Raw genomic sequence first — 21,128 nt, 5'->3', positions numbered from 1 at the left:
GAACATAGGTAAAACATGGCAATGTCAGACGAAGAAACGTTCCGTGACGAACTAATTCAAGCCTTGGAGCGTGAGCTGGTCGGGCCAGGCTTGCCTCCACACGACTATGAGGCCAATCCAAACCAACGTTACGTTGAACGATTAGAAGAATCGCCGACGCAGCGTTACTCCGCTGGCGTGTTGTTTCCGCAACAGCAAGTCATCAACGAACATGATGACCAAGGCGATACTGAAGATGCGGACGAGGCGAGCGGGAGTGGTGAAGAAATTCCAACTGAACCGTTGGAAGGCGATCCAGGCTCCGAGCCTCGCCGCGATGGTGGCTCGGGCGATTCACTTACGGACGCATACGATCAAACCGTTCGGCTTGCCAATGAGTTTTATCCGTCAGCGATTGGATTGTCGTGTCTTTGTGATGGCGACGCCGGCGACCTAGTCATCCGTGTTTCAGCCGCTCGCTATGAGTCAGGGACGGTTCCGTACGTCGCGGAAACAGAAAATGGTCCGCAGACGCGTGAACGTCAGGAATGGCGACGGATACAAATCGAGATCCCCGATCAAACTCTGTCGGTGCCAGCATCTTCTCAGCAAGCACCCTGGGAGCGCAATCTCGTTGAATCGCTGATAGTAAAGGGAATGTTCCGGCACCGGGGTGATGGCAGCGTCCTTCTCACTCTGTCGCTATTGAACGACCATCAAAGCGGACGTGACAGCCGTATCCGTGCAGCGGATTGTTTCTTTCAGGTATCCGTCAGCATTCAGTCTGCTGGCGGGAAACCGGTCTTCCGTGAATACAAGGTTCTTCCCGACCGCGATCCCAGCAAGATCGCTGATCCGGATGTCCAAGAAGAGGCTGCACTCGAATTGCTCTATCGCAAACGAAAAGCGTTTGCGGTCGGGCATGGTTGCTCCGTTGACTGGGGCGAGGAAACGGATAGCAAGGTCGCGTCGCTCGCAACGGTGACGGTTCCGCGAGTGAAAGTTCCGCCGGTCGAGCCACGCAGCACCGACGGTGACGAGCTGAACATGTACATCCTCTCAGGGGCCGATGGAACGGTGCCGCCATCGAAGATTCCATCGACGCTTCAGCCGTTGGTGACCGACTACGAGACTTGGATCAGGGAACAAGAGGCCAACGTTGCCAGTTTGCCAAGTCGCTTGAAGGCTCCAGCCACAGAAAACCTGAAGCACTGCCGGACCTGCCTTGGGAGAATTCGTGACGGGATCAAGCTGCTGGAAAACGATCCAGTCATGTTGGAAGCGTTCATGCTGGCCAACAGAGCGATCTTGATGCAACAGCATCATTCGCGCCGATCCAAACGATCCAAGGATGTTGGCATGGTGCCATTGCCGGCCAGCTACAAGCCAACCACCCCCTACGAAGGACGATGGCGAACGTTCCAGCTTGCCTTCATTCTGATGAACCTGTCCTCATTAAAGACAAACGATGATGGCACCGAACATCCGGAGCGTGACCTTGTCGATTTGATCTGGTTTCCCACAGGCGGTGGCAAGACAGAAGCCTACCTTGGCCTCGCGGCTACCGACATTTTCTTGCGACGTTTGATTCGACCAGACAACGCAGGGTGTACCGTGCTGATGCGTTACACCCTTCGATTGTTGACGGCTCAGCAGTTTCAGCGTGCCAGCTCGATGATTTGCGCGTGCGAGCTTATCCGCCGCAGTCGTTCAAAGGATCTGGGCGAACAAGCGATCACAATCGGTCTATGGGTCGGAGGTTCTTTGACGCCGCTCTATCGCGAGCCAGCAGTCAAATCGCTGAATAGTCTGGCAAAGCCAAATAGCCAGGAAGCGAATGAATTTCAAATGCTCAAGTGCCCGTGGTGCGGGACGGCGATGGATGATCCTGATGCACTTGGATATCAAGCTCATGGAAAGCCAAAGACAGTGATCTTTGTCTGTCCGGAAACGCAGTGCGAATTTTCAACCCCGAAGAAGCGTTTGCCGGTCATCGTCATCGACGACGATGTTTATGAAATACCGCCAACACTAATCATTGGGACGGTCGACAAGTTCGCCATGTTAGCTTGGCGTGAAATGTCGGGAAGAATCTTCGGCATCGGAACTCCCGGCGATAACGATCCACCAGACCTGATCATCCAAGACGAGCTTCACTTGATTTCAGGTCCACTCGGGTCGGTGGTCGGGCTCTACGAGTCGGCAATTGATCTGCTGTGCTCGTGGAAAGGCCGCAAACCAAAGATTGTTGCTTCGACGGCGACGATCCGTCGAGCATGGCATCAATGCCGAGCGTTGTACGACCGCCCCACATCGCAATTTCCTCCGCAAGGGCTCGATATTTCGGACTCATTCTTCGCCAAGGAGAACTGTGATACGCCGGGCCGCTTGTACTTGGGCGTCTTCGCAACGGCCGCGCCGTCGTTTGTGACTGCGATGGTGCGAACGCTTGGCGGGCTCTTCCACGCCTGCAAGGCACTGCGACTGCCAGAGGGCGTTCCCGAGTCGACTCGCGATCCGTATTGGACGGCGTTGCAATACTTCAGCAGTCTGCGGGAACTCGGCCATGCGGCCACGCTGATCGAAGCCGACATTCCCGAGTACATGTGGTCAATTACAACGCGAACAGCAACACCCAAAGAACTGCACCGCAGCCTTGGAACGCCGGTTGAACTAACCAGCCGTCGAACCGCCGACGAAATCCCAGCGATCTTAGAGCGTCTGGAAAAGCGTTATCCCCGTGAATCAGATGACTGGAAAGACAGGCCGCTTGATACGCTTCTGGCGACCAACATGATTTCGGTTGGTGTCGACGTTGATCGACTCGGGCTGATGCTCGTCGTGGGCCAACCAAAAACGACTTCCGAGTACATCCAAGCAAGTAGCCGTGTAGGGCGTTCTCAGAAATCGCCGGGATTGGTCGTTGCCATGTACAACCCAGGAAAGCCGCGAGACCGATCCCACTACGAACACTTCCGCGCTTACCACGAAGCGTTTTACAAACATGTCGAGCCAACAAGCGTTACTCCGTTTTCTCTGCCCGTGATGGAGCGAGCATTGCATGGCGTTCTGGTAGTTCTGGTGCGGCACTTGGTTGGGCTTTCAAAGCCTGATCAATTCGATCCGTCGTCAACAACGCTGCAAGATTTGATTGACCAAATCGAACTACGTTGCTCAGTGGTCGATCCTGAGCACGCCGCCAGCCTGAAGTCGAAACTGAAAGTGCTGGTGTCGAAATGGTCTAGCGTCCAACCATCTGAGTGGGGCGGGTTCGGCAAACCTCCAGAACTTCGCCCGCTTATGTATCCCGCCGGCAGCGAACCATTGCCAGCGTGGGCAGGTTCGGCTTGGGCCACGCCGAGCTCAATGCGGAACGTCGATGTTGAATGTCGGGCAGAAGTGATTGCAAGTTACGAAAACGACGAATAGGAATCAAACAACATGGCAAGAAAAACAATTCGTCGCTCGCAAGCGGTTGTTCCGTTTGGTGTCGGTGCAATCTTCGATCTTCCCGGTCAAAGTCTAATGAGCGCTGGGCTGGATGTCTGGCCCGACAAGCCGAAATGTCCGATCAATGATGATCGCTTGGCGAGACGTCTCGGCGTTACGTTCTTTCGCGCGCCTCCGCCAGCGCCGGGTGAGGGATACGCCGGAGCGTTGCTTCCGTTCGTTCGTTTCCCGTTATGGCACTTTTGTCCGCGCTGCCGTTCACTCGAGCGAAGCAAATGGAACGAAACGGCGGCTCCTCGATGCGCCAGCGATCTGGGCAGTCGGTTCAAATCGAAGCCGGGCGAGAAGAAACAGCCATCATGCTCGGCATTGCCCGAGAAGAAACGATACCGAATGGTTGCGGTTCGCTTCATCACGGCTTGTCCAAACGGTCACATTGACGATTTCCCATGGGAGCTTTGGGCACATCGGAAGTCCGGAGAAAACCTGTCGGACGTTCGAGTCTGCAATCGACCGCAGCTTCGGTTGAACTACGGACGTTTCTCTGGGTTGGGAGGACTAAAGGTTGTCTGCGAAACCTGTGAGTCTTCGCGAACGATGAGTGGTTCGGCTGGTCCGAATTCACTCGAAGGACTCATTTGCAGTCGGAACCGACCGTGGCTTGGTCCCCACGGCACTGATGAGGAATGTGACGCCACGCCTCGGATGCTACAACGTGGTGCAACGAATCTGTATTTTCCAAAGGTTGCCAGCGCTATCCTGATACCACCGTTCAGCGACCCACTTCGCGCGATCATTGACCAACCGCACTATTGGCAAGTCCTTGCCGGTAATCCGCAACCGGACAATACTCCAGATCGTCAGACGGTAACGAACATCGCAACGATCCTTCAATGCGATCCGGATCGGTTGTTTGAAGTAACCCAAGAGAAGATGAAGGGATTAGAACCGAGCGGAGACGCTCAAAGCGAAGAAGAGTTCCGCCACTCGGAGTACACCGCGCTTTCCGAAGCTTCCGGCGATGATGAAAGTGAGTTCGTGACCGTCCCGCAGAAACTGAACGAGTACGAACCGTTCTTGCGAAACATACTCGACCGAATCGTCCTTGTTGAGAAGCTTGCGGAGACACGTGCGCTAACAGGATTCTCCAGAATCGACCCGCCGCCGTACCGCGAGTTTGATACGCACGACCAAGATAAATTGAGCCTCCAGCGGCGTAACTGGCTGCCTGCAATGCGTGTATATGGCGAAGGTTTGTTCTTCCGTTTTAACAAATCAGTGATCGACACCTGGATAACCTCTGCCGTTGAACAGCGGGTCCAGTCCATGATCGACGGTCACCATCAAATGTGCGAAAAGCTCCAGCGAACTCCGAGACAATTGCCGCCTCGGTTCTTCCTGCTTCACACCCTCGCCCATATTTTAATTCGGCGACTCAGTTTCGAGTGCGGCTATGGTAGCTCGTCTTTGCGAGAGCGACTTTACTGCTGGGATGAACCCGGAAAGGAGATGTCAGGGATCCTGATCTACACCGCCGCGGGCGACTCTGAAGGAACGATGGGAGGCTTGGTGCAACAAGGCAAGCCCGGCCGTCTTGAAGCATTGTTTCGCGGTGCGATTCAAGACGCTCGCTGGTGTTCGTCCGACCCGCTATGCATCGAAAGCAGCGGCCAAGGTATCGACTCGTTGAACCGCGCAGCTTGCCACGCCTGTGCCCTGTTGCCGGAGACAAGTTGCGAGGAGGGCAATCGTTATCTGGATCGAGGTGTACTGGTCGGGACGCCGAACGATCCGGGGCTTGGCTTCTTCGCTGACCTTGTGTCATCCGCGGCTGCCCCCAATGCATGAACTTGCGATGAATGATCTTGTTGTCGATGCTGTCTACGAAGGCGGGCGGCAAGGAAATGCAGGAAATTTCCGCTCAACCCAATGCTAGGAGTGAGCAACCAGGGCGGGTTTCGCTATCTCGGACGAAGAGATGCACCACACTTGATCGTACTGACCTCGAGCTTCAATGATCGGGATTGGCCAGATCACCTAGATCGCGAAACGGGACTGCTTCGATATTTTGAAGACAACAAGCAGCCAGGACGTTTGCTCCACGTGGAGTGCCCACGCTTCGGAAACGAGCTATTGCGGAACGCATTCAATGCTTGTCACTCCAATTGTCGTGAGGCAGTTCCTCCGTTTTTTCTATTCAGAAATGCGGGGACATTTCGCGAAGTCCAGTTTCTAGGACTTGCTGTGCCTGGGGCAATCAACTTGAGCAGTTCGGAGGATCTAGTTGCGGTGTGGAAGTCTTCCGACGGTGACAGGTTTCAAAACTACAAAGCGACTTTCACTATTCTAGATTCGCCTGAGATAAAGCGGTCTTGGATTAATGACATCAAGAGCGGAAACCCGTTCACTTTAAATGCACCCACCGCGTGGCGACACTGGCGAGAAGATGGAATCCTATCACCGTTGCTAGCGGAGCCAACAGTTGAGCATCGAAGCAAGTAGCAGCAACTCCCAAAAGATTCTGACGCACGGCTAATGGTTCAGTGCATACGGGATCATTTTTCCAGCTGGCCCGTTGGATTTGAGCAGCGTGCTTCCCAACTGACTCGCATGATGGACTCGAATTTTGTTTCGTATGATCTAACACGACCTAGCCGAGACGGAGGACGTGATGCAATTGGTGAGTACAGAGTTGGCACTGAAGCCTCTTCCATACTCATCGACTTTGCTCTTGAAGCAAAGTGCTATGCCGAGGTTAACTCCATCGGGGGCCGCGAAATATCGCGTCTGATTTCAAGACTGCGTCACCGACAATTCGGAGTCCTGGTAACAACCTCCTTTGTAAATTCGCAGGCCTACAAAGAGGTCAAGGAAGACAAACACCCGATCCTGGTAATTGCCGCATCAGACATCGTTGAAATTCTGAAACGCTCTGAGCTCAATACACCTCAATTAGTGGTGGATTGGCTGCAGTCAAACTTCCCGGCCCCGGAGAATAGCAGTCTTTGATTCAGCTTCTCTAGGTGTGGTAAGAGTTTTAACTACGGCCGCCATTACACGAGGGCAAACTGCGTTTCCAATCAGTTTGATCTTCTCGCGGCGAGTCGACTTGGGAAGTTGATGCTCAGTGGGAAAACCCATGGCCGCTGCCAGTTCCGTTGGCTGTAGCATTCGCATCTCATGGCCGAATTTGGTCGGTCGAACATAGGCAAACCGATCGAGTGTCGTAACCGTTCGCAGCGGTCGATCCAGGCGTTGGTAGCCGCCAGCGCCATCGCTGCCGTAGTACACCATAATGAATGGCGTGTTGTCGCCAAGTGATTCGATGGCACGCTCGGCGCGTTCAAGCGTAGCCAACGCTCGCTCAGGCGTTCGCACTTCACTGAGTGGCCAAGGTGATGAATTGGACTCGCCGCGACCAAGGATACTCGACACCGTTTTCTTGGTTTCGTTCTTTTGATCCGGCAAAGACGGCTCTTGTTCCCGATCGCAAACGACGAACAAACGGCGGCGTGAGGTGGGCGTCGAGAAGTAGCGTGCATCGAGGACGCCACTATTGATGTGATAGCCAAGCGATTGGAGCTTTGATTTCCATTCATCGAACCGTGCCCACCGCTGCATCTGAAGCACGTTTTCAACGACGATCCATCGAGGATGAAGCACTTTTGCAAAACGAATGACTTCAAACGCAGTGCCACGGCTCTTTTCGCAGCCCGGCTTCTTTCCCTTCGCGACGCTATGCGCGGTGCATTCTGGGGACGCCAAGAGAAGGTCGATCTTGCCGACGTCGTCCATCAATCGCTGTGGCTTCAGCGAACTGGCCTTCATTCGATAAGTTTGCGCACACGGAAAATTGACAGCGTACGCATCAGTTGCCATACCCCACATATCGAGCCCAGCGACCGGCGTTGCGCCCGCCATCGCAGCCCCGCGTGAACTACCGCCCACCCCACAGAACAAATCGCAAGTTCGTATCTCTTGTTGCATCCAATTGCTTCCATGAATTACCGGCCGGATATCAATATCTCATACAGATTCACAGTCGACTAGGTCAACATTGACCGGCACCGACGGCAATTGCAGTTTGCCGCTTTTCCCACGTTTTCCGCTGTTTGAGCCAATTGGGGGCCGTTGCGATCTGGCGAATGTCTCTTTCACGTAGGTGGGGACTCGAATAAGCGACAGGTTCAAGTTCAAGCAAATCTTGCTGGATGTCGAAGACGACGGACCGTACGTGTTCCCACCGTTGCCCGAAACCGAGCCTCCGGTCTGGCTCGACGACTATCCGCCCGGCACACCCGATCCTGGCCCACGACCGCCCTGGTGGCCCGACGATGCGATCTGGCCGCCGCAACCAGAAACGCCAGTCGTTATCGAGGTTCCGCCGTCACCACACATTTGGCCGCGACTGCCACCCGACCATCCGTATCATTTGCCGCCGGGGCACTCGTATCCCGACAGTCTTCCGCCCGGCCATCCCGGCGGAGCCTACCCCGCGATGCCCGACTATCCGGTCGTGCATCCTAGTGACTGGGGCGAAGACTGGCCCAGCTATCCCGGCATCCTAGACGACTGGCCGCCAACCTACGAAGACAACGAGTAGTCTTCAGCAACAATTGAAATCACGATACGGCTGCATTGGATATTCTAAGGCAGCCGTTCTTCGTATCCTAATTTACCAGTCGTGTCTGTCGTTGCCTTTCTTATTCTGGTTGGACTGTTCAAGGCTTGTTGCATTCAGGAGGTATTGTCGAAAGTTGATGGGGCGGCAAAAAGGTAATCTCGAGTGGTATGAAGAATTTTCGATCAGCAGCTTTTTTCACGCGATTGCCGACCTTCTCGATGCGTAGCTGGGCCCAGGGAGACGTGACGCCGATGCATTGCTGGCAGATGCCCGCGCAGAGCACCTGCTTTACCCAACTGCCGAGCGGTAGGCGGCAACGCGGCGGATGTTCAGCCCGAGCGCGCACAGGGTTGCCACATAGGTGATGTTGAGCATCTTTCGGACTCGCAATCGAATCATTCCCATCTGGTACTTGAGCCGTGACATGGTTGCCTCAACTCCAACACACCATCGATAACGATCGCGGAACTCGTCGCCTCTTTCCTTCATTCTGCGTAGTCGAAGGCGCACACGATCGTGTGTGTATTGGTAGCGAACTGAACTACGTCCTACCGATGATGCTGGACACCGATCCTTGTGAGGACAACTTTCACATGTTTCCGCCATGAAAATGACTTGAAGACGAATGCCAGCGACGCTCGTCTCTGCAGGCCGCTGTCCGGCAGGACACCGTGTAATGCGTCCTTCGTCATCGACGTCAAAGTCTTCAAGCGTGAACTTGCCTTGCAACTTTCCTTTAGGCGTTTGCGCCGGAGCAACGATTTCAACATCGCGACCATTTCCGTTTTCGATGCACTCAGTCGATCCATAGTGCGAGTCGGCAAGAAGTTCCTGCGGCTTGATGCCACGCTGCTCAGTGTCATCGAATGCAGGAGTCAGTGCGTCTTTGTCGTGCATCGTTAACGGGTCCACAGCCACATGGGTGATCAGATCAGGTTTTGGAGTGATTGAAGTATCTGGCTCCTCGGAATCTTCCTCGTCATACGTTTCCATGATCTGTACGAGATAGCCCGTGCCGCGATGTTTGTTGTAGCGAGCATCGGGATCAGCCGGATTGATCACGCCATCACATCCCGTTTTACTCGGTGGCCGCACAGTGACGGGTGCTTCACCTGAGCTAGAGACCTCACACTGCTCGTGAAAAATTTTCCGTAGCAACTGGTAGCTCTCTAAAGTCGAGCATTCCGTTTCTTGAAAGAACTCAACGAGTTTAAAGACATTTCCGGCGGCTTCCGATATCCGCTTTCTTGACTCACTGGGCCGTGTGTCGCCAAAGCAAACGTCGCCTGTTCGCGTTACATATTTGCGAATGATTTCTGGATCGACCAACGAATATTGTTCCGGATGCTTTCGTTTGAGCTCCCGCAGAAACTTGCAAGTTGCCTCAACTAATATTTCCGGCCTAGTTAATCCACCAATGGCCGATCGTACTGCGGTCGAGTCAAGACGTTGCTTGCTTGTGTCGATACCGATCTCCTTGATGAGTTTGTCTGTCAGCGTGCGGAAAAGAACTTGATCAAGGCCAGCGTCGAGCACCATCTTGCGATAGTTGCGGAGCGTTCGCTCGCAGATGTAGGCATCGGAATTGTGCCTGATATCCAACGCGTAATGCCAAGCGATATTCAACGCGATTGCTTCAGTGGTTTGCTGGTCGGTGAAATCATGGAGTTGCTGAAGAATCAACGCACCGATCGCGACATAGATATCCTTCGTCGGACGCCCATAATCATCGCGAAACCCGGTCGCAAGATCGCGGACAGGAAGCTGCTCCAACAAACAGTCACGAAAAACGCCGGCCCAACTCCGATCAAGCAAACGTCTTCGCTTGGGCCCCAGATATTCCCATGGATCGAACAGGTCACCGGTATGATGGTCGCGTTGAGTTACGCATGAAGCAAACTTAGCGGAACCCCAAGTTTACGCAACTCCAAACGCTCGACTTTTTGCCGCCCCATCAACATTTGACAATTGCACTAACTGTTTATGGTATGGTGAGGCGGCAAAAAGCTGGCATTTTATGCGGGCAACGAATTTCAAAGAGTAGAATGCAGAAAAATACCACGCAGTTAAATAGACGCAGCAAGAAAAACATTCCCGGAGCGGCCTGAAACGCTGGGATTTTGCTATTGCGTGATCTGCGCAAAACCCGCAAGTCCGGCCCGTGAACGGTTACCATGCTGGATAACCAGGTCGTTCATCCCGGCGATCCAGGCATCTTGGATGATCGCTCATCGAGCGATGAGGGCGACGAATAGCGATACGCTACCAAGGCAACAAACAAAACGGTGGAGTCGACGTTTTGCGTTCCAGGTCCCACAGTTCGGTGTTACGCCATCATCGCTGAACAGCTTTCTTGGCACTTGTGGCAGCACTCGACGCACTTCTCCATGCTGCCGATCTTGTCACAACTGTCTGCACATGCTTTGCAGATCTCGGCGCAGGCTCGGCAATACAACGCGTGGTGATCGCTATTGCGGCTCATGAAGTCGACGCAGGCTGCACAAGCGGCGATGCAGTCGAGCATTAGTTTGACGTGCGTTTGCTCGACGTGGTCGCCGCCTTCGGATAGGCAGTGGCTGGTCAGCATGTCAGCACAGGTCGTTTGGCACTCTTGGCAGTTTTGAAGGCACTCTTTCATGGATGCGGTTGCGGTACTCATTCGTTTCTCCTTTAGAAATGGTTGTGCGACCCCGTTGCCGCTGCCTTAGCGGTATGCAACTTGCATACCACTATGGGGTATATTGGAGAATGACTTTTTGACAGCCTGGAGAAATCATGGACCACGCCGAGAAACACAAGACATCGCTGCCCGTTGCCGATGCGTCGACGCAGATCGACCCGGTTTGTGGGATGACCGTTCCGGCAGATAGTCCACGATCGGCCGAGTATAACGGCGAGAATTACGTTTTTTGCAGCGATGGATGCTTGAAAAAATTCCAAGATGATCCTGCTGGAGTGCTGGCAAAGCGATCACAGAAAGAGGCATCGAGCGGTTCGTATTGTTGCGGTGGAGACACAGCGGTACAGATCGGGGAAACCTCGAACAAGTCTTCGTGCTGCAGTGGTCACTCATCGACCAAGGCGAGCGATTCCCCGGCGGACCCGGATGCTATCTACACATGCCCGATGCACCCTGAAATCGAGCAGGTTGGGCCTGGCGATTGCCCAATTTGTGGGATGGACTTGGAGCCGAAGGTCGTCGCATTGGATGACGAGGGTGAAGATAAACAATACGCCGACATGAAACTTCGCTTTTGGGTGGGCGTTGCGTTGTCGGTGCCATTGCTCGTGATCGCGATGGGGCCGATGGTGGGTTTGCGGGTCGCGGATTGGATGAGTCAAAACGTCTTTGGCTGGTTGCAGTTGGCTCTTGCGACGCCGGTTGTATTCTGGTGCGGATGGCCCTTGTTGGTTCGCGGAGCCAAGTCGTTTCGCACGATGAACTTGAACATGTTCTCGTTGATCGCCGTGGGAACGTTGGCAGCGTATCTGTTCAGTTTGGTCGTCGTGTTGCTTCCTGGTGTGATCCCAGAGGCGTTTTTCGAGAACGGAGTTCCACCTCTGTATTTTGAAGCGTCGGCGGTGATCATCACGTTGGTGTTGCTTGGGCAAGTGTTGGAACTGCGAGCACGACAGCAGACGGGCGGAGCGATTCGCGAACTCATGAAGCTTGCCCCCGATACGGCACACCGAATCACAGACGATGGCGAGGAAGACGTCTCGCTCGATTCGGTCCACAAGGGCGATCGGCTGCGAGTTCGTCCTGGTGAGAAAGTTCCGGTCGATGGGAATGTTCTCAGCGGTTCGAGCAGCGTTGACGAGTCGATGTTGACGGGCGAGCCGATGCCGGTGAAGAAGGTGGAAGGTGACGAAATCACGGGCGGAACGTTGAACCAGACCGGTGCGCTCGTCATGGAGGCCGGCGGTGTTGGCGGGGACACGGTTCTGAACCGCATCGTGCAAATGGTTGCCGACGCACAGCGGAGTCGCGCCCCGATTCAGAAACTGGTCGATGTGGTGGCTCGTTACTTTGTGCCGGCGGTGATCGTTTGTTCGATTCTCGCGTTCATCGGCTGGGCGGTGTTTGGTCCGGAGCCGCAACTGGCTCATGCGTTCGTAGCGGCCGTTGCCGTGTTGATCATTGCTTGTCCGTGTGCGTTGGGGCTGGCAACGCCCATGTCGGTGATGGTCGGCGTTGGCCGCGGTGCCAAGGAAGGCGTATTAATTAAGAACGCAGAAGTCCTCGAAGTCATGGAGAAGGTTGACACGATTGTCGTCGACAAGACGGGCACGCTGACCCAGGGACGACCGGAAGTGACAGGCGTCGAAACGTTCGGTGACTGGAATGAGAACGATGTGTTGACGTTGGCTGCGGCGGTCGAATCGCAGAGCGAACATCCGTTGGCTCAGGCGGTCGTTCGCCGAGTGAAGGCGAATGAGTTCCAGGTTGTGGAGGCGAGGGAATTCAACAGTATCACCGGTGGTGGCGTTCGCGCTCGCGTCGATGATCATGATGTTTTGATCGGCAAAGCTGACTTGTTGGACGAACAAGGCATCGAGGGCGTCGATGCGGGGCGAGACAAAGCGGGATCGCATCAGGCCGAGGGTGCGACGGTTGTGTTCGTGGCGATCGACAACAAGTTGGTGGCAATTCTCGCGATCACTGACCCGATCAAGGAGAGCACGCCGGCAGCGCTAAAGACATTGCATGAACTGGGGTTGAAAGTCGTGATGTTGACCGGTGATGCCGAACCGACTGCGAAAGCCGTCGCGACAAAGCTGGGCATCGACGAGTTTCATGCTGGCGTTTCGCCAGAGGAAAAGCATGACTTCGTTCGCATGTTGAAGAAGGAAGGCAAGACAGTTGCGATGTGTGGCGATGGGATCAACGACGCTCCGGCACTCGCCGAAGCGAACGTTGGCATCGCGATGGGCACGGGGACAGGCGTTGCGATTGAATCCGCTGGTGTCACACTCGTCGGCGGCGATCTGCGCGGTGTCGCTGCGGCGGCGAACTTGAGCCGCAAAACGATGAGCAACATTCGTCAGAACCTGTTCTTCGCTTTCATTTACAACGCACTGGGAATCCCGGTCGCTGCTGGGTTGCTGTATCCGATCTTCGGCGTGTTGCTCAGCCCCATGATTGCAGCGGCAGCGATGAGTTTTAGCAGTGTGTCGGTGATTGCGAATGCGTTGAGATTGCGGGCAGCCAAGCTCACGTGATTATTGCAGCGGCATTCGTCAAGAATCTCGGCCAGCGTCATCGTAAGGTCTGGACGCCTTCGGCACCAAGTAAATCTTGCCTAATCGTTACAAGTGGAAAGAAATCCAATTGCACGACGACTCCGACCATTCGTTTCTATACCCTGCATGGGTATGTTGCCGAAAGTTCGAGTACAGCTCGGTATCATTCCAAGGATTCGGAATCAATGAAACGAAGACTACTTCACTTGTTGATCGCATTGACAGCGACAACGACTTATCAATCGGCAGTTGCTCAGGACGCCTCGATGGGGCAGATGATGAGCATGGATCGGTCGATGACACAGTCACTTGGCGGTGTCGACGATCAAGTTCTTCCCGAGAGCGACTTGCCGCCTTTGCCGGACATGCCAAGTGGGTTTGCTGATTTCGACACGGCGTATGACTACACGGATAACGCAACTGTCGAGATTCATACGCTCGAAACCGTCCTGGCCCTAGCGGCAGGAAACAATCCAACCATCCAGCAAGCGAGATTGCACGTGTCGGCGGAAACGTCCAAGGCGTTGCAGGCAGGACTGTATCCCAACCCTGTCTTGATGTACGTCGGCGAGAAGATTGGTAGCGACGGAAGTGCGGGGGAGTTTCAGGGTTTCGAGGTTTCTCAGCGTTTCGTAACTGCTGGCAAGCTTCAACTGAGTCGATTGAAATACCGACAACGCGCGCATGTTTCCGAACACCTCGCCATTGCGCAGACGTATCGGGTCACGAACGCCGTCGAAGTTCAGTTCATTGAGGCATTGGCGGCTTCTATGCGACTCGAACTCCAGCGAGAGATTGAGAAGACGGCTGAAGACGGTGCCGTGACGACTCGCGAACAGTACAACCAGGGCCAAGCCAATTTGACGGCGGTTCGACGCGCCAACGTCATGCTGCAGAAACAGCGTTTGGAACGCATGGCGACTGAAAATGAGTATCGCGACGCGCTGCGGCGACTGTCCGCCATCGTCGGCGTACCGCTTTCCATTGGCCCAACCGAGGGTGAGTTGCGTCCGAGCAATGCATTGGAGTCATTCGACAGTGTGCTCTCTCGTTTGATTTTGGAGAGTCCCGAAGTGTTGGCCGTACGGGCAAAATTGCGTGTGGACCAAACCACGGTCCGTCGCGAGCAGGTCGAGTGGATTCCAGACATCACGATCCAGGGTGGGCCGGGTTACAACTTCAGCAATGGCGACGACGTTTACAACGCGGGCGTTCAAATCGAGTTACCGATCTACGATCGAAACCAGGGAACGATTCGTCAGGCTTGCCAAGACTTGCGACGACAGCAATTCGAAATTCAGAGAATTGAATTGCATCTGAAAGAGCGTCTGGCATCAGCCTATCGAACCTATGCCACCGCTTTGCAACACGCCACGGAGTACGATCGAGTGGTGATTCCCGAACTGAGGGCGGCTTATCGACAGTTGCTTGTCAGCTACAAAGACAACCGAATTGCTTGGCCGGATGTGTTGGAAGGTCAACGCGACTACTTTCAAGCCAGAATGGAACAGATTGATCAGTTCAAGCACGTTCGGCAACAGGAAACGATGATCAACGGTTTCCTACTAGATGGCGGTTTGATGGCCGCAGAAGGCCCGGTTCCACCGGGGCACATTGATGCGGTCGCGAAACCGAGGTAGGAGCGGGGGAGTCTGGGAGTGGGAGAGTCAAGGAGACTTTTGGAAGCCCATCTCCGACAGTCACATGAAACATCTATAGACCACTTGTACGAGAAATCCACGAATGTCAAACACTGAAGACCGCCGACGCTTCTTGACCGCCGGATCGCTGGCCGCCGCGACGGGAGTCGTTGGGAATTTGCTTGGAAGGAACGTCCAGGCCCAGGAACCGATGCCAATGGACATGAAAGGAATGTCTTCGCACCAGCATGGCGAGCACGCAACGCCCCAGATGCCGGCCGACTCAGAAGTGCAAGCGGAATACGATGGGTATTCGCGATTCAAGCCGTCACGCGGCAACGATCCCAACAGCGACTATTACCTTGGCAAGATGATGCCGGGTTTCCGGCCGGCGTCTGATGGACCGGCTCCTTTTGAAGCTCCTGACTTGGACAAGCTCCCCTACAAAATGGTTGGCGGAGTGAAGGAGTTTCAACTTGTCCCAATGGCGGTTAAGCGAGAGTTTCTACCCGGCTATGAGATGAACGTGTACGGTTACAACGGCAGCATGCCGGGGCCTACAATCGAAGTCACCCAGGGAGATCGAGTTCGGTTTGTTGTTACCAACGAACTACCCGAAGACACGTATGTGCATTGGCACGGTTTGGAACTTCCGGTTCAGTGGGATGGTGCGTCGGAGCTTTGCCAAGAACCGATCAAGCCAGGCGAAACTTTCGTCTACGAGTTTGACGTCCACGAAGAAGGCACCTTTTTTTACCATTCGCATGTGCCGATGCAGGAAGCGTTTGGAATGGTGGGCTGGTTCATTGTCCATCCCAAGAAGGTATTTGATCCGCCGGTGGACCGTGACTTCGGTTTGATCTTTCAGAACTTCTTCATCGACAGCTCGCAAAATATCGCCGACAGTTGGAAGATGGATTGGAACTGGCACACGATCAACGGTCGCAGCGGTCCCTATACAACTCCGCTCGTTGTGAAACACGGTGAACGTGTGCGAGTTCGGATCATGAATTTTGCACCGATGCAACATCATCCGATCCACCTTCACGGTCACACATTTTGGCTAACCGGTCGCGAAGGTGCCCGCACCCCGCATTCCGCTTGGATTCCTCGCAACACCGAACTGGTAGGCATTGCACAGGCGACCGACTTTGAATTCATCGCGAACAATCCTGGCGACTGGATGTTCCATTGCCACATGGTTCATCACATGATGAACCACATGACCGAGCAAGTCGGGCCACGGATGCGAAGGAACACCTCGGTGGACGATTACCTCGCCAACCTAGATTCCAGACCCGCTGTTGATTCGACTCGCCAAGACCCTGGTTTTGGTACACCCGGCTACCCGCAAGAGATGAAGGGCATGAACATGTCCGATGCGATGATGCAGAAGATCGGCTCGCGTCGCGAGATGATGGGCATGCGTCCAATGGCCGAAATGGCGGTGATGGGTCTGATGACAACACTGCGAGTGATGCCCGAGGATTTGTACCACAAGGTGATGGAAACCGACGACCTTGTAGAACCGGGCGAGGTCTTTACCGAGATCGTGAAGCGATTCGGAGACATCTCCAAGTACAATTCCGGCAAGAAGATGATGCCCGGAATGAAGATGTAGCGGACTAACCGCGGAGACGTTTAGACGGTAAAATCGGTGATCCTGCGAAATCTGCCTATCCAAAGTCCCCACGAATGCTCTCAGACGACGAGAAAAAGAAGCTCAACAATCGACTCCGGCGTGTCATCGGACAGGTCGACGCGGTGGGTCGTATGATCGAGGATGAAGAATTCTGCGTCGATATCCTGATGCAGTTGTCCGCTGCAACGGGAGCGCTCAACAAAGTCGGCCAGATCGTCTTGGAGCAGCATATCCAAACATGCGTTAGCGAGGCGATCAAGAGTGGCAGTGCCAAGGACCGTGACGAGAAGATCGAAGAGCTGATGAAGGTCTTTCGGAAGTACGGCGAGTAAAATATTAACGTGATGAATTGGTTTTTGACTGCTGGCGGGTTTCTGATGACTTGCCTTGGAGTCTGGGAAACCTTCATGGCAGTTCTGCATCCACGTGCGACTGTTGGTCCGATCACGGCAGGCATCAATCGTGGTTTTCACTATCTAGTCCGAACGCGAATATTCTCGCATCCGCGAGTTCTGGTTCACTGCGGACCGGCGTTGATCGTGACGCAGGTGTTGTGTTGGGCGACGCTGCTGTTGATTGGCATCAGCCTGATCGTGTGGCCTCAACTCGGCACGGGCATTACGGCTACCGGATCGACACCGACGGATACGGGTTTTGCGAGCGCGGTGTACTACGCTGGCTTCACGATCACCACATTGGGTGTGGGCGACTTGGTGCCGCGAACGCCAGCGATGCAGTTCTTGACAATCACCGCTGCCGGCTTGGGGTTCAGCTTCTTTACGCTCGTTCTCGCCTATGTCATTTCGGTCTATTCAACCCTGGCCCGTCGCAACCAGTTTGCCAACGAAATTGAGTATCGCACCGGACGAACGGGCGACAGCCTTGGCTATTTGCGAGCGTATCTGACCGAGAGCGATCCTTCGTTGGTCAACCAAGACCTATACACGATGTCGTCGAACATGGCGGACTTGTTGGAGTCGCATCATTTCTATCCGGTCCTGCATTACTTTCGATTCAGCGAACCGCGGTATGCGATGAGCCGAATGCTGCGATTCTGTTTGGAGGTTTCTTCAATGATGCGAGCGGCGCGGCAGGTCGATACTGCCAAGCCCGCCGCCAGTGCCGAGGCTGTCGATCGGCTTTGGCACGCTAGCATGCAGATGCTGGAGGAGACCAAACGGCATTTCGTGATCTGTCACTCGACGCATGACGTTCCCGACCCACGGTTGGCGATCGAGATTTCGCGGTCAATCGGCGACTCTGACGACTTATTGGACAAGCTAAAAGCCGCCTTTGTCGATCAGCAATCCGAGTGGCTTCACGACCTGAACGCGCTTGCCGTTTGCACCAGAAGCGAACCCCTAAAAGAATCCTGAAATCTTTTCGCGAAGTCGTGAAGAAACGTCGGGGCCGTGCATCCAAAGAGCATCAAAGAAGAGATTCCCTCAGTGGGAGTCCTTTAAAAGCTCTTGGAACTGTCCGCCATGAACCGTCGTCACACCAACCCTGCCGTTCGATTGTTTGCTGCTTTTGCAGTGATCGCGGTGCTGTTGACGTCCTCGCCAGCCGCTCGGGCAGGATCACACGACGCGAAGCCTTGCCCTCATGCGTGCTGCCAATCGCAGCCGGTCGGGCACAGTTGCTGTGACGGCGAAACGTCGAACGAATGCGCTGCGATGGCTTCGTGTGAGACCAAAGTCTGGTTGCCGCCGCGAACTTCTGGCGACGATCCGTCGCATCGCGGCTTGGAACGCAGCGACTTCTTGCGGATCAGTTGGAAGACCGAATCGGTCGCTCTTGGTCGGCCGGATTCTTTTGCCTGTCTCAACTCTCTGATTGATTGGCACGTTCGTCTTCAGATTTAGCGGTTGGCTCTGCTTCGACCTGCGAAGCCAGACCCAATTCAAAAAACGAAGATGTTTCTGTTTCCCAATCGGTGCATGTCGATGTCGGCTGCGCCATCAATCCTGGAGTTTCCAAAATGTTAGCGACTGTATTCTCTGCTGTTCTGTTCGCCGTTTCCTTCGTCCCCGCTGGCAATGTTGACACTGCCGCCTCGGCTGGGCCGACGTGTTGTGCCAAGCACGCATACTGCTGCACCGTCCAAGCGGCGTGCTGCGGCAAGCAAGCTGAAACGACAGCAACCACTGACGAAGTGGCGAACGCGACTTCCCAACCCACGTGCTGTGCCAAGCGTGCCTATTGCTGCTCGGTGAACGCACGATGCTGTGGGAAGCACGCTGGAACGAACACTGCAACCAGCGACGTCGTCAGCGCGGCCGGTCAACCGACCTGCTGTGCGAAGCGAGCGTACTGCTGCAGCGTTGGTGCTGCCTGCTGCGGAAATGGATCGGCAAATGCAACAGAAGTCGAGCCTGCTGAACTCAGCTAATCGCTTCTGATTCCGTTCGATCCCACATCAGCCGGGCGAGCCTGAACACTCGCCCGGCTTCTCTGTTTAAGGTGCCATCATGGACACATTCAAACACCGATGGCATCAATTGCCGATTAGCCGGCAACTGCTTGTCCTCGTCAATGCGATTCTCTTTGGGTTTGTCGTTCTGTTTCTTGTCGTTGACTACCGCGTGAGGATGGATCGGCATTTGAACGAGAAGCAGATCGCGTTGACCGAAGAAGCTAAAACGATGTACGAGTCACTGTTGGTCGCTGAACCCCACGGCGTCGAGGCGATTCAAAATCTGGTTGACAACGTCTGCGCTCGAATGAATACCGACGATTCGCCCGGTCACCATATTGCTGCGGATTGGCGAGGGCTTCCGTACCAGGCTGTCTCGCATGGGCATGCTTCCGACGAAATGCTCCTGGCAATGCGGTCGGCAGCTGATTCAACCGTCGCCAGATCAAACGCCACCGGCGCGCTCGTTGTCGGGTCTTTCACTGGACCAGCGGGCACTGTTTACATATCCGAGAAACGTTCAGCAGTCGTGGGCGCAACACGCCGCTCGCTGTTGATCCAGATGTTCGGAGTCTTATTGCTGGGAGGGATTACCGCCTTCGTGGTCAGCGCGGTATTGCGGCAATTGATCGCCAAACCGATCCAAGGCTTTGTTTCGGCGCTGGGGAGTGTTGCCGCCGGAGACCTAAGCGTGATTGCACGTACGAGAAGCTGTCGAGAACTGAGTTATCTCGCCGATCAAATCAATTCGATGACTGAGGCACTGGACCACGCTCAGCGCGACCATCGCGTTCACATGGAAAAGGCACGCCAGATTCAACAGAACTTACGACCGACGGTGAATGGCTTGGTTGGAATCGACGTCGCCGAATTGTTCGAGCCGGCCGACGATGTTGGCGGTGACTACTACGACGTGATTCCATTGTCCGATGGACAGTATCTACTCTGCGTCGCGGACGTATCGGGACACGGCGTGCCGGCCGCGATGGCGGCGACGTTATTGAAGGCGTTTGTGTCGGAAGCGGCAAAGAAATCGTCCAGCCCTGCCCAAATCCTGACAGATGTCAACGAGCGTTACTGCGAGTACGTGATGATGGGACACTTTGCGACCATGACGCTACTGGTCGTTGACCCGAAAAGGAGACAACTGACCTACGCCAATGCTGGTCATGAACTGCCGTTCTTGCAGATTGGAAGCGAGACGCCAGTGCGATTGAACGTGGGTGACTTGATCTTGGGCGTCGAGGACGATACCCACTACAGCGAAGAAACAATCCAGCTCGGCGATGCGTCGCGTTTAGTCATTGTTAGCGACGGAGTGACCGAGGCGTTCGACCCTAGTGAGGAGCAATACGGCACCGATCGAATCGAGCAGTTGATGAACACGGTCAAACGCTGCAACGCTCGCGAACTGGTTGATGCGTTTGAATCGTCCATCGAAACATTTCGCAAGGGTCGCAAGGCGTTCGATGACACAACGCTATTGGTGGCTCAGTTAACTTGAATGGGCTGCGGTATCGTCGCCGACATACCTTCCGATTGTGAATCCAATATCGTTTGGAAGCGTCGGGTAGGTTGCTCGACTGAGCGGCCCGATACGAAAGAACGACGCTTGACCAACTTTACGAAACTGCATGCGCTGAACGGCCTTCAAAGCGTTCTGGTTGGAACCCTCAGTTGTTAGTACTAACGTATGCATTCCATTATCTTGCAACTGGTCAGCCATCTGGCTCAAGATCGCCGCATATAGTCGCCGTCCTCGGTAGGCAGGAAGAACCAAGACTTGGAATACGAAAGCGGCTTCGTCGACGAGTTGGATTGGCAGACCAGTTTCGGGCTTGCCGTCGTGGTTCATTTCACCAGTTATGTTTCCAAAGGCGACCCAAGCGAATCCGGCGAGTGAATCGGCTTGGAAGGCTGCGAAGCATTTTGCTGCGCCGGCGTCCAGCATTTCCAAATCCCGTTCTGGGATCGCGTAATCCAGTTCGGATGCGTGTTCGCGTAGACGCTTGGATGAACACGAACAGATGTCGTATTCGCTCGGCGTTGGCGTTCGCGGCATCTTGTCGATCGGCGACTGATAGAAATGACAGACATTTGCAATCGCAAAACGCCGGACCACTCGATACGCCA

General features: G+C 54.6%; 16 protein-coding genes. 12 read left to right on the top strand and 4 right to left on the bottom strand.

The window, feature by feature from the left end:
• The first annotated feature begins 21 nt into the window (after positions 1 to 21).
• The 4 genes from Poly24_RS08695 to Poly24_RS26955 all read left to right on the top strand — a co-directional run bounded on the left by Poly24_RS08695 (position 22) and on the right by Poly24_RS26955 (position 6,438).
• Positions 22 to 3,408 (top strand): helicase-related protein, encoded by a 3,387-nt coding sequence (locus Poly24_RS08695; protein ID WP_197452429.1) that lies wholly within the window; start codon positions 22 to 24, stop codon positions 3,406 to 3,408.
• Positions 3,409 to 3,420: 12 nt separating this feature from the next.
• Positions 3,421 to 5,277 (top strand): DUF1998 domain-containing protein, encoded by a 1,857-nt coding sequence (gene drmB / locus Poly24_RS27355; protein ID WP_145093393.1) that lies wholly within the window; start codon positions 3,421 to 3,423, stop codon positions 5,275 to 5,277.
• A gap of 81 nt (positions 5,278 to 5,358) precedes the next feature.
• Positions 5,359 to 5,931 carry a hypothetical protein gene (locus Poly24_RS27845; protein WP_391556907.1) on the top strand — a complete coding sequence of 191 codons (573 nt, stop codon included), beginning with the start codon at positions 5,359 to 5,361 and terminating at the stop codon, positions 5,929 to 5,931.
• 33 nt (positions 5,932 to 5,964) lie between these two features.
• Complete coding sequence (locus Poly24_RS26955; RefSeq protein ID WP_261343106.1) at positions 5,965 to 6,438, top strand: restriction endonuclease; 474 nt, start codon at positions 5,965 to 5,967, stop codon at positions 6,436 to 6,438.
• On the opposite strand, the gene Poly24_RS08680 is transcribed toward Poly24_RS26955, so the two are convergent.
• Positions 6,403 to 7,416 carry a DNA cytosine methyltransferase gene (locus Poly24_RS08680; RefSeq protein ID WP_145093390.1) on the bottom strand — a complete coding sequence of 338 codons (1,014 nt, stop codon included), beginning with the start codon at positions 7,414 to 7,416 and terminating at the stop codon, positions 6,403 to 6,405. The two genes, Poly24_RS26955 and Poly24_RS08680, sit on opposite strands and share 36 nt — an antisense overlap.
• Positions 7,417 to 7,633: 217 nt before the next feature.
• Here Poly24_RS08680 and Poly24_RS08675 point away from each other — a divergent pair, with 217 nt between their 5' ends.
• Complete coding sequence (locus Poly24_RS08675; RefSeq protein ID WP_231753539.1) at positions 7,634 to 8,032, top strand: hypothetical protein; 399 nt, start codon at positions 7,634 to 7,636, stop codon at positions 8,030 to 8,032.
• A 309-nt stretch (positions 8,033 to 8,341) separates the two neighbouring features.
• Here Poly24_RS08675 and Poly24_RS08670 read toward each other — a convergent pair whose 3' ends face one another.
• Together Poly24_RS08670 and Poly24_RS08665 are read right to left on the bottom strand one after the other, a co-directional pair.
• Entirely contained in the window at positions 8,342 to 9,868 is a 1,527-nt protein-coding gene (locus tag Poly24_RS08670) for a transposase (RefSeq protein ID WP_231753538.1), read from the bottom strand.
• A 511-nt stretch (positions 9,869 to 10,379) separates the two neighbouring features.
• Positions 10,380 to 10,712: a four-helix bundle copper-binding protein gene (locus Poly24_RS08665; protein ID WP_145093381.1), complete on the bottom strand. Its 333-nt coding sequence runs from the start codon at positions 10,710 to 10,712 to the stop codon at positions 10,380 to 10,382.
• Positions 10,713 to 10,828: 116 nt separating this feature from the next.
• On the opposite strand from Poly24_RS08665, the gene Poly24_RS08660 reads away from it, so the two are divergent.
• The 7 genes from Poly24_RS08660 to Poly24_RS08625 all read left to right on the top strand — a co-directional run bounded on the left by Poly24_RS08660 (position 10,829) and on the right by Poly24_RS08625 (position 20,499).
• Complete coding sequence (locus tag Poly24_RS08660; RefSeq protein WP_145093378.1) at positions 10,829 to 13,276, top strand: heavy metal translocating P-type ATPase; 2,448 nt, start codon at positions 10,829 to 10,831, stop codon at positions 13,274 to 13,276.
• 206 nt (positions 13,277 to 13,482) lie between these two features.
• Positions 13,483 to 14,937, top strand: a complete 1,455-nt coding sequence (locus Poly24_RS08655; protein WP_231753537.1) for a TolC family protein — start codon at positions 13,483 to 13,485, stop codon at positions 14,935 to 14,937.
• A 103-nt stretch (positions 14,938 to 15,040) separates the two neighbouring features.
• On the top strand, positions 15,041 to 16,558 hold the full coding sequence (locus tag Poly24_RS08650) for a multicopper oxidase domain-containing protein (protein ID WP_145093375.1): 1,518 nt from the start codon (positions 15,041 to 15,043) through the stop codon (positions 16,556 to 16,558).
• Between the two features lie 74 nt (positions 16,559 to 16,632).
• On the top strand, positions 16,633 to 16,911 hold the full coding sequence (locus Poly24_RS08645; protein WP_145093372.1) for a metal-sensitive transcriptional regulator: 279 nt from the start codon (positions 16,633 to 16,635) through the stop codon (positions 16,909 to 16,911).
• Between the two features lie 45 nt (positions 16,912 to 16,956).
• The gene (locus tag Poly24_RS08640) at positions 16,957 to 17,955 is read left to right on the top strand and encodes a potassium channel family protein (RefSeq protein ID WP_231753536.1); all 999 of its coding nucleotides are present in this window, start codon (positions 16,957 to 16,959) and stop codon (positions 17,953 to 17,955) included.
• A gap of 108 nt (positions 17,956 to 18,063) precedes the next feature.
• Complete coding sequence (locus Poly24_RS08635; RefSeq protein WP_231753535.1) at positions 18,064 to 18,444, top strand: hypothetical protein; 381 nt, start codon at positions 18,064 to 18,066, stop codon at positions 18,442 to 18,444.
• 606 nt (positions 18,445 to 19,050) lie between these two features.
• Positions 19,051 to 20,499, top strand: a complete 1,449-nt coding sequence (locus tag Poly24_RS08625) for a PP2C family protein-serine/threonine phosphatase (RefSeq protein WP_145093366.1) — start codon at positions 19,051 to 19,053, stop codon at positions 20,497 to 20,499.
• Here Poly24_RS08625 and Poly24_RS08620 read toward each other — a convergent pair.
• Positions 20,491 to 20,946, bottom strand: a complete 456-nt coding sequence (locus tag Poly24_RS08620) for a GNAT family N-acetyltransferase (protein WP_231753534.1) — start codon at positions 20,944 to 20,946, stop codon at positions 20,491 to 20,493. The genes Poly24_RS08625 and Poly24_RS08620 overlap by 9 nt on opposite strands.
• Positions 20,947 to 21,128: the final 182 nt, after the last annotated feature.

The organism is Rosistilla carotiformis, from assembly GCF_007753095.1.
Taxonomy (GTDB): domain Bacteria; phylum Planctomycetota; class Planctomycetia; order Pirellulales; family Pirellulaceae; genus Rosistilla; species Rosistilla carotiformis.
Note: the sequence above shows the minus strand (reverse complement) of the source record. Positions and strands in the feature narration are given on the sequence as shown.

What these genes read in the sequence shown, in the direction of transcription:
- Poly24_RS08695 (WP_197452429.1), top strand. Translation starts at nt 22, where the DNA reads ATGTCAGACGAAGAAACGTTCCGTGACGAACTAATTCAAGCCTTGGAG.
- drmB (WP_145093393.1), top strand. Translation starts at nt 3,421, where the DNA reads ATGGCAAGAAAAACAATTCGTCGCTCGCAAGCGGTTGTTCCGTTTGGT.
- Poly24_RS27845 (WP_391556907.1), top strand. Translation starts at nt 5,359, where the DNA reads ATGCTAGGAGTGAGCAACCAGGGCGGGTTTCGCTATCTCGGACGAAGA.
- Poly24_RS26955 (WP_261343106.1), top strand. Translation starts at nt 5,965, where the DNA reads ATGGTTCAGTGCATACGGGATCATTTTTCCAGCTGGCCCGTTGGATTT.
- Poly24_RS08680 (WP_145093390.1), bottom strand. Translation starts at nt 7,416, where the DNA reads ATGCAACAAGAGATACGAACTTGCGATTTGTTCTGTGGGGTGGGCGGT.
- Poly24_RS08665 (WP_145093381.1), bottom strand. Translation starts at nt 10,712, where the DNA reads ATGAGTACCGCAACCGCATCCATGAAAGAGTGCCTTCAAAACTGCCAA.
- Poly24_RS08660 (WP_145093378.1), top strand. Translation starts at nt 10,829, where the DNA reads ATGGACCACGCCGAGAAACACAAGACATCGCTGCCCGTTGCCGATGCG.
- Poly24_RS08655 (WP_231753537.1), top strand. Translation starts at nt 13,483, where the DNA reads ATGAAACGAAGACTACTTCACTTGTTGATCGCATTGACAGCGACAACG.
- Poly24_RS08650 (WP_145093375.1), top strand. Translation starts at nt 15,041, where the DNA reads ATGTCAAACACTGAAGACCGCCGACGCTTCTTGACCGCCGGATCGCTG.
- Poly24_RS08645 (WP_145093372.1), top strand. Translation starts at nt 16,633, where the DNA reads ATGCTCTCAGACGACGAGAAAAAGAAGCTCAACAATCGACTCCGGCGT.
- Poly24_RS08640 (WP_231753536.1), top strand. Translation starts at nt 16,957, where the DNA reads ATGACTTGCCTTGGAGTCTGGGAAACCTTCATGGCAGTTCTGCATCCA.
- Poly24_RS08635 (WP_231753535.1), top strand. Translation starts at nt 18,064, where the DNA reads ATGAACCGTCGTCACACCAACCCTGCCGTTCGATTGTTTGCTGCTTTT.
- Poly24_RS08625 (WP_145093366.1), top strand. Translation starts at nt 19,051, where the DNA reads ATGGACACATTCAAACACCGATGGCATCAATTGCCGATTAGCCGGCAA.
- Poly24_RS08620 (WP_231753534.1), bottom strand. Translation starts at nt 20,946, where the DNA reads ATGCTGGACGCCGGCGCAGCAAAATGCTTCGCAGCCTTCCAAGCCGAT.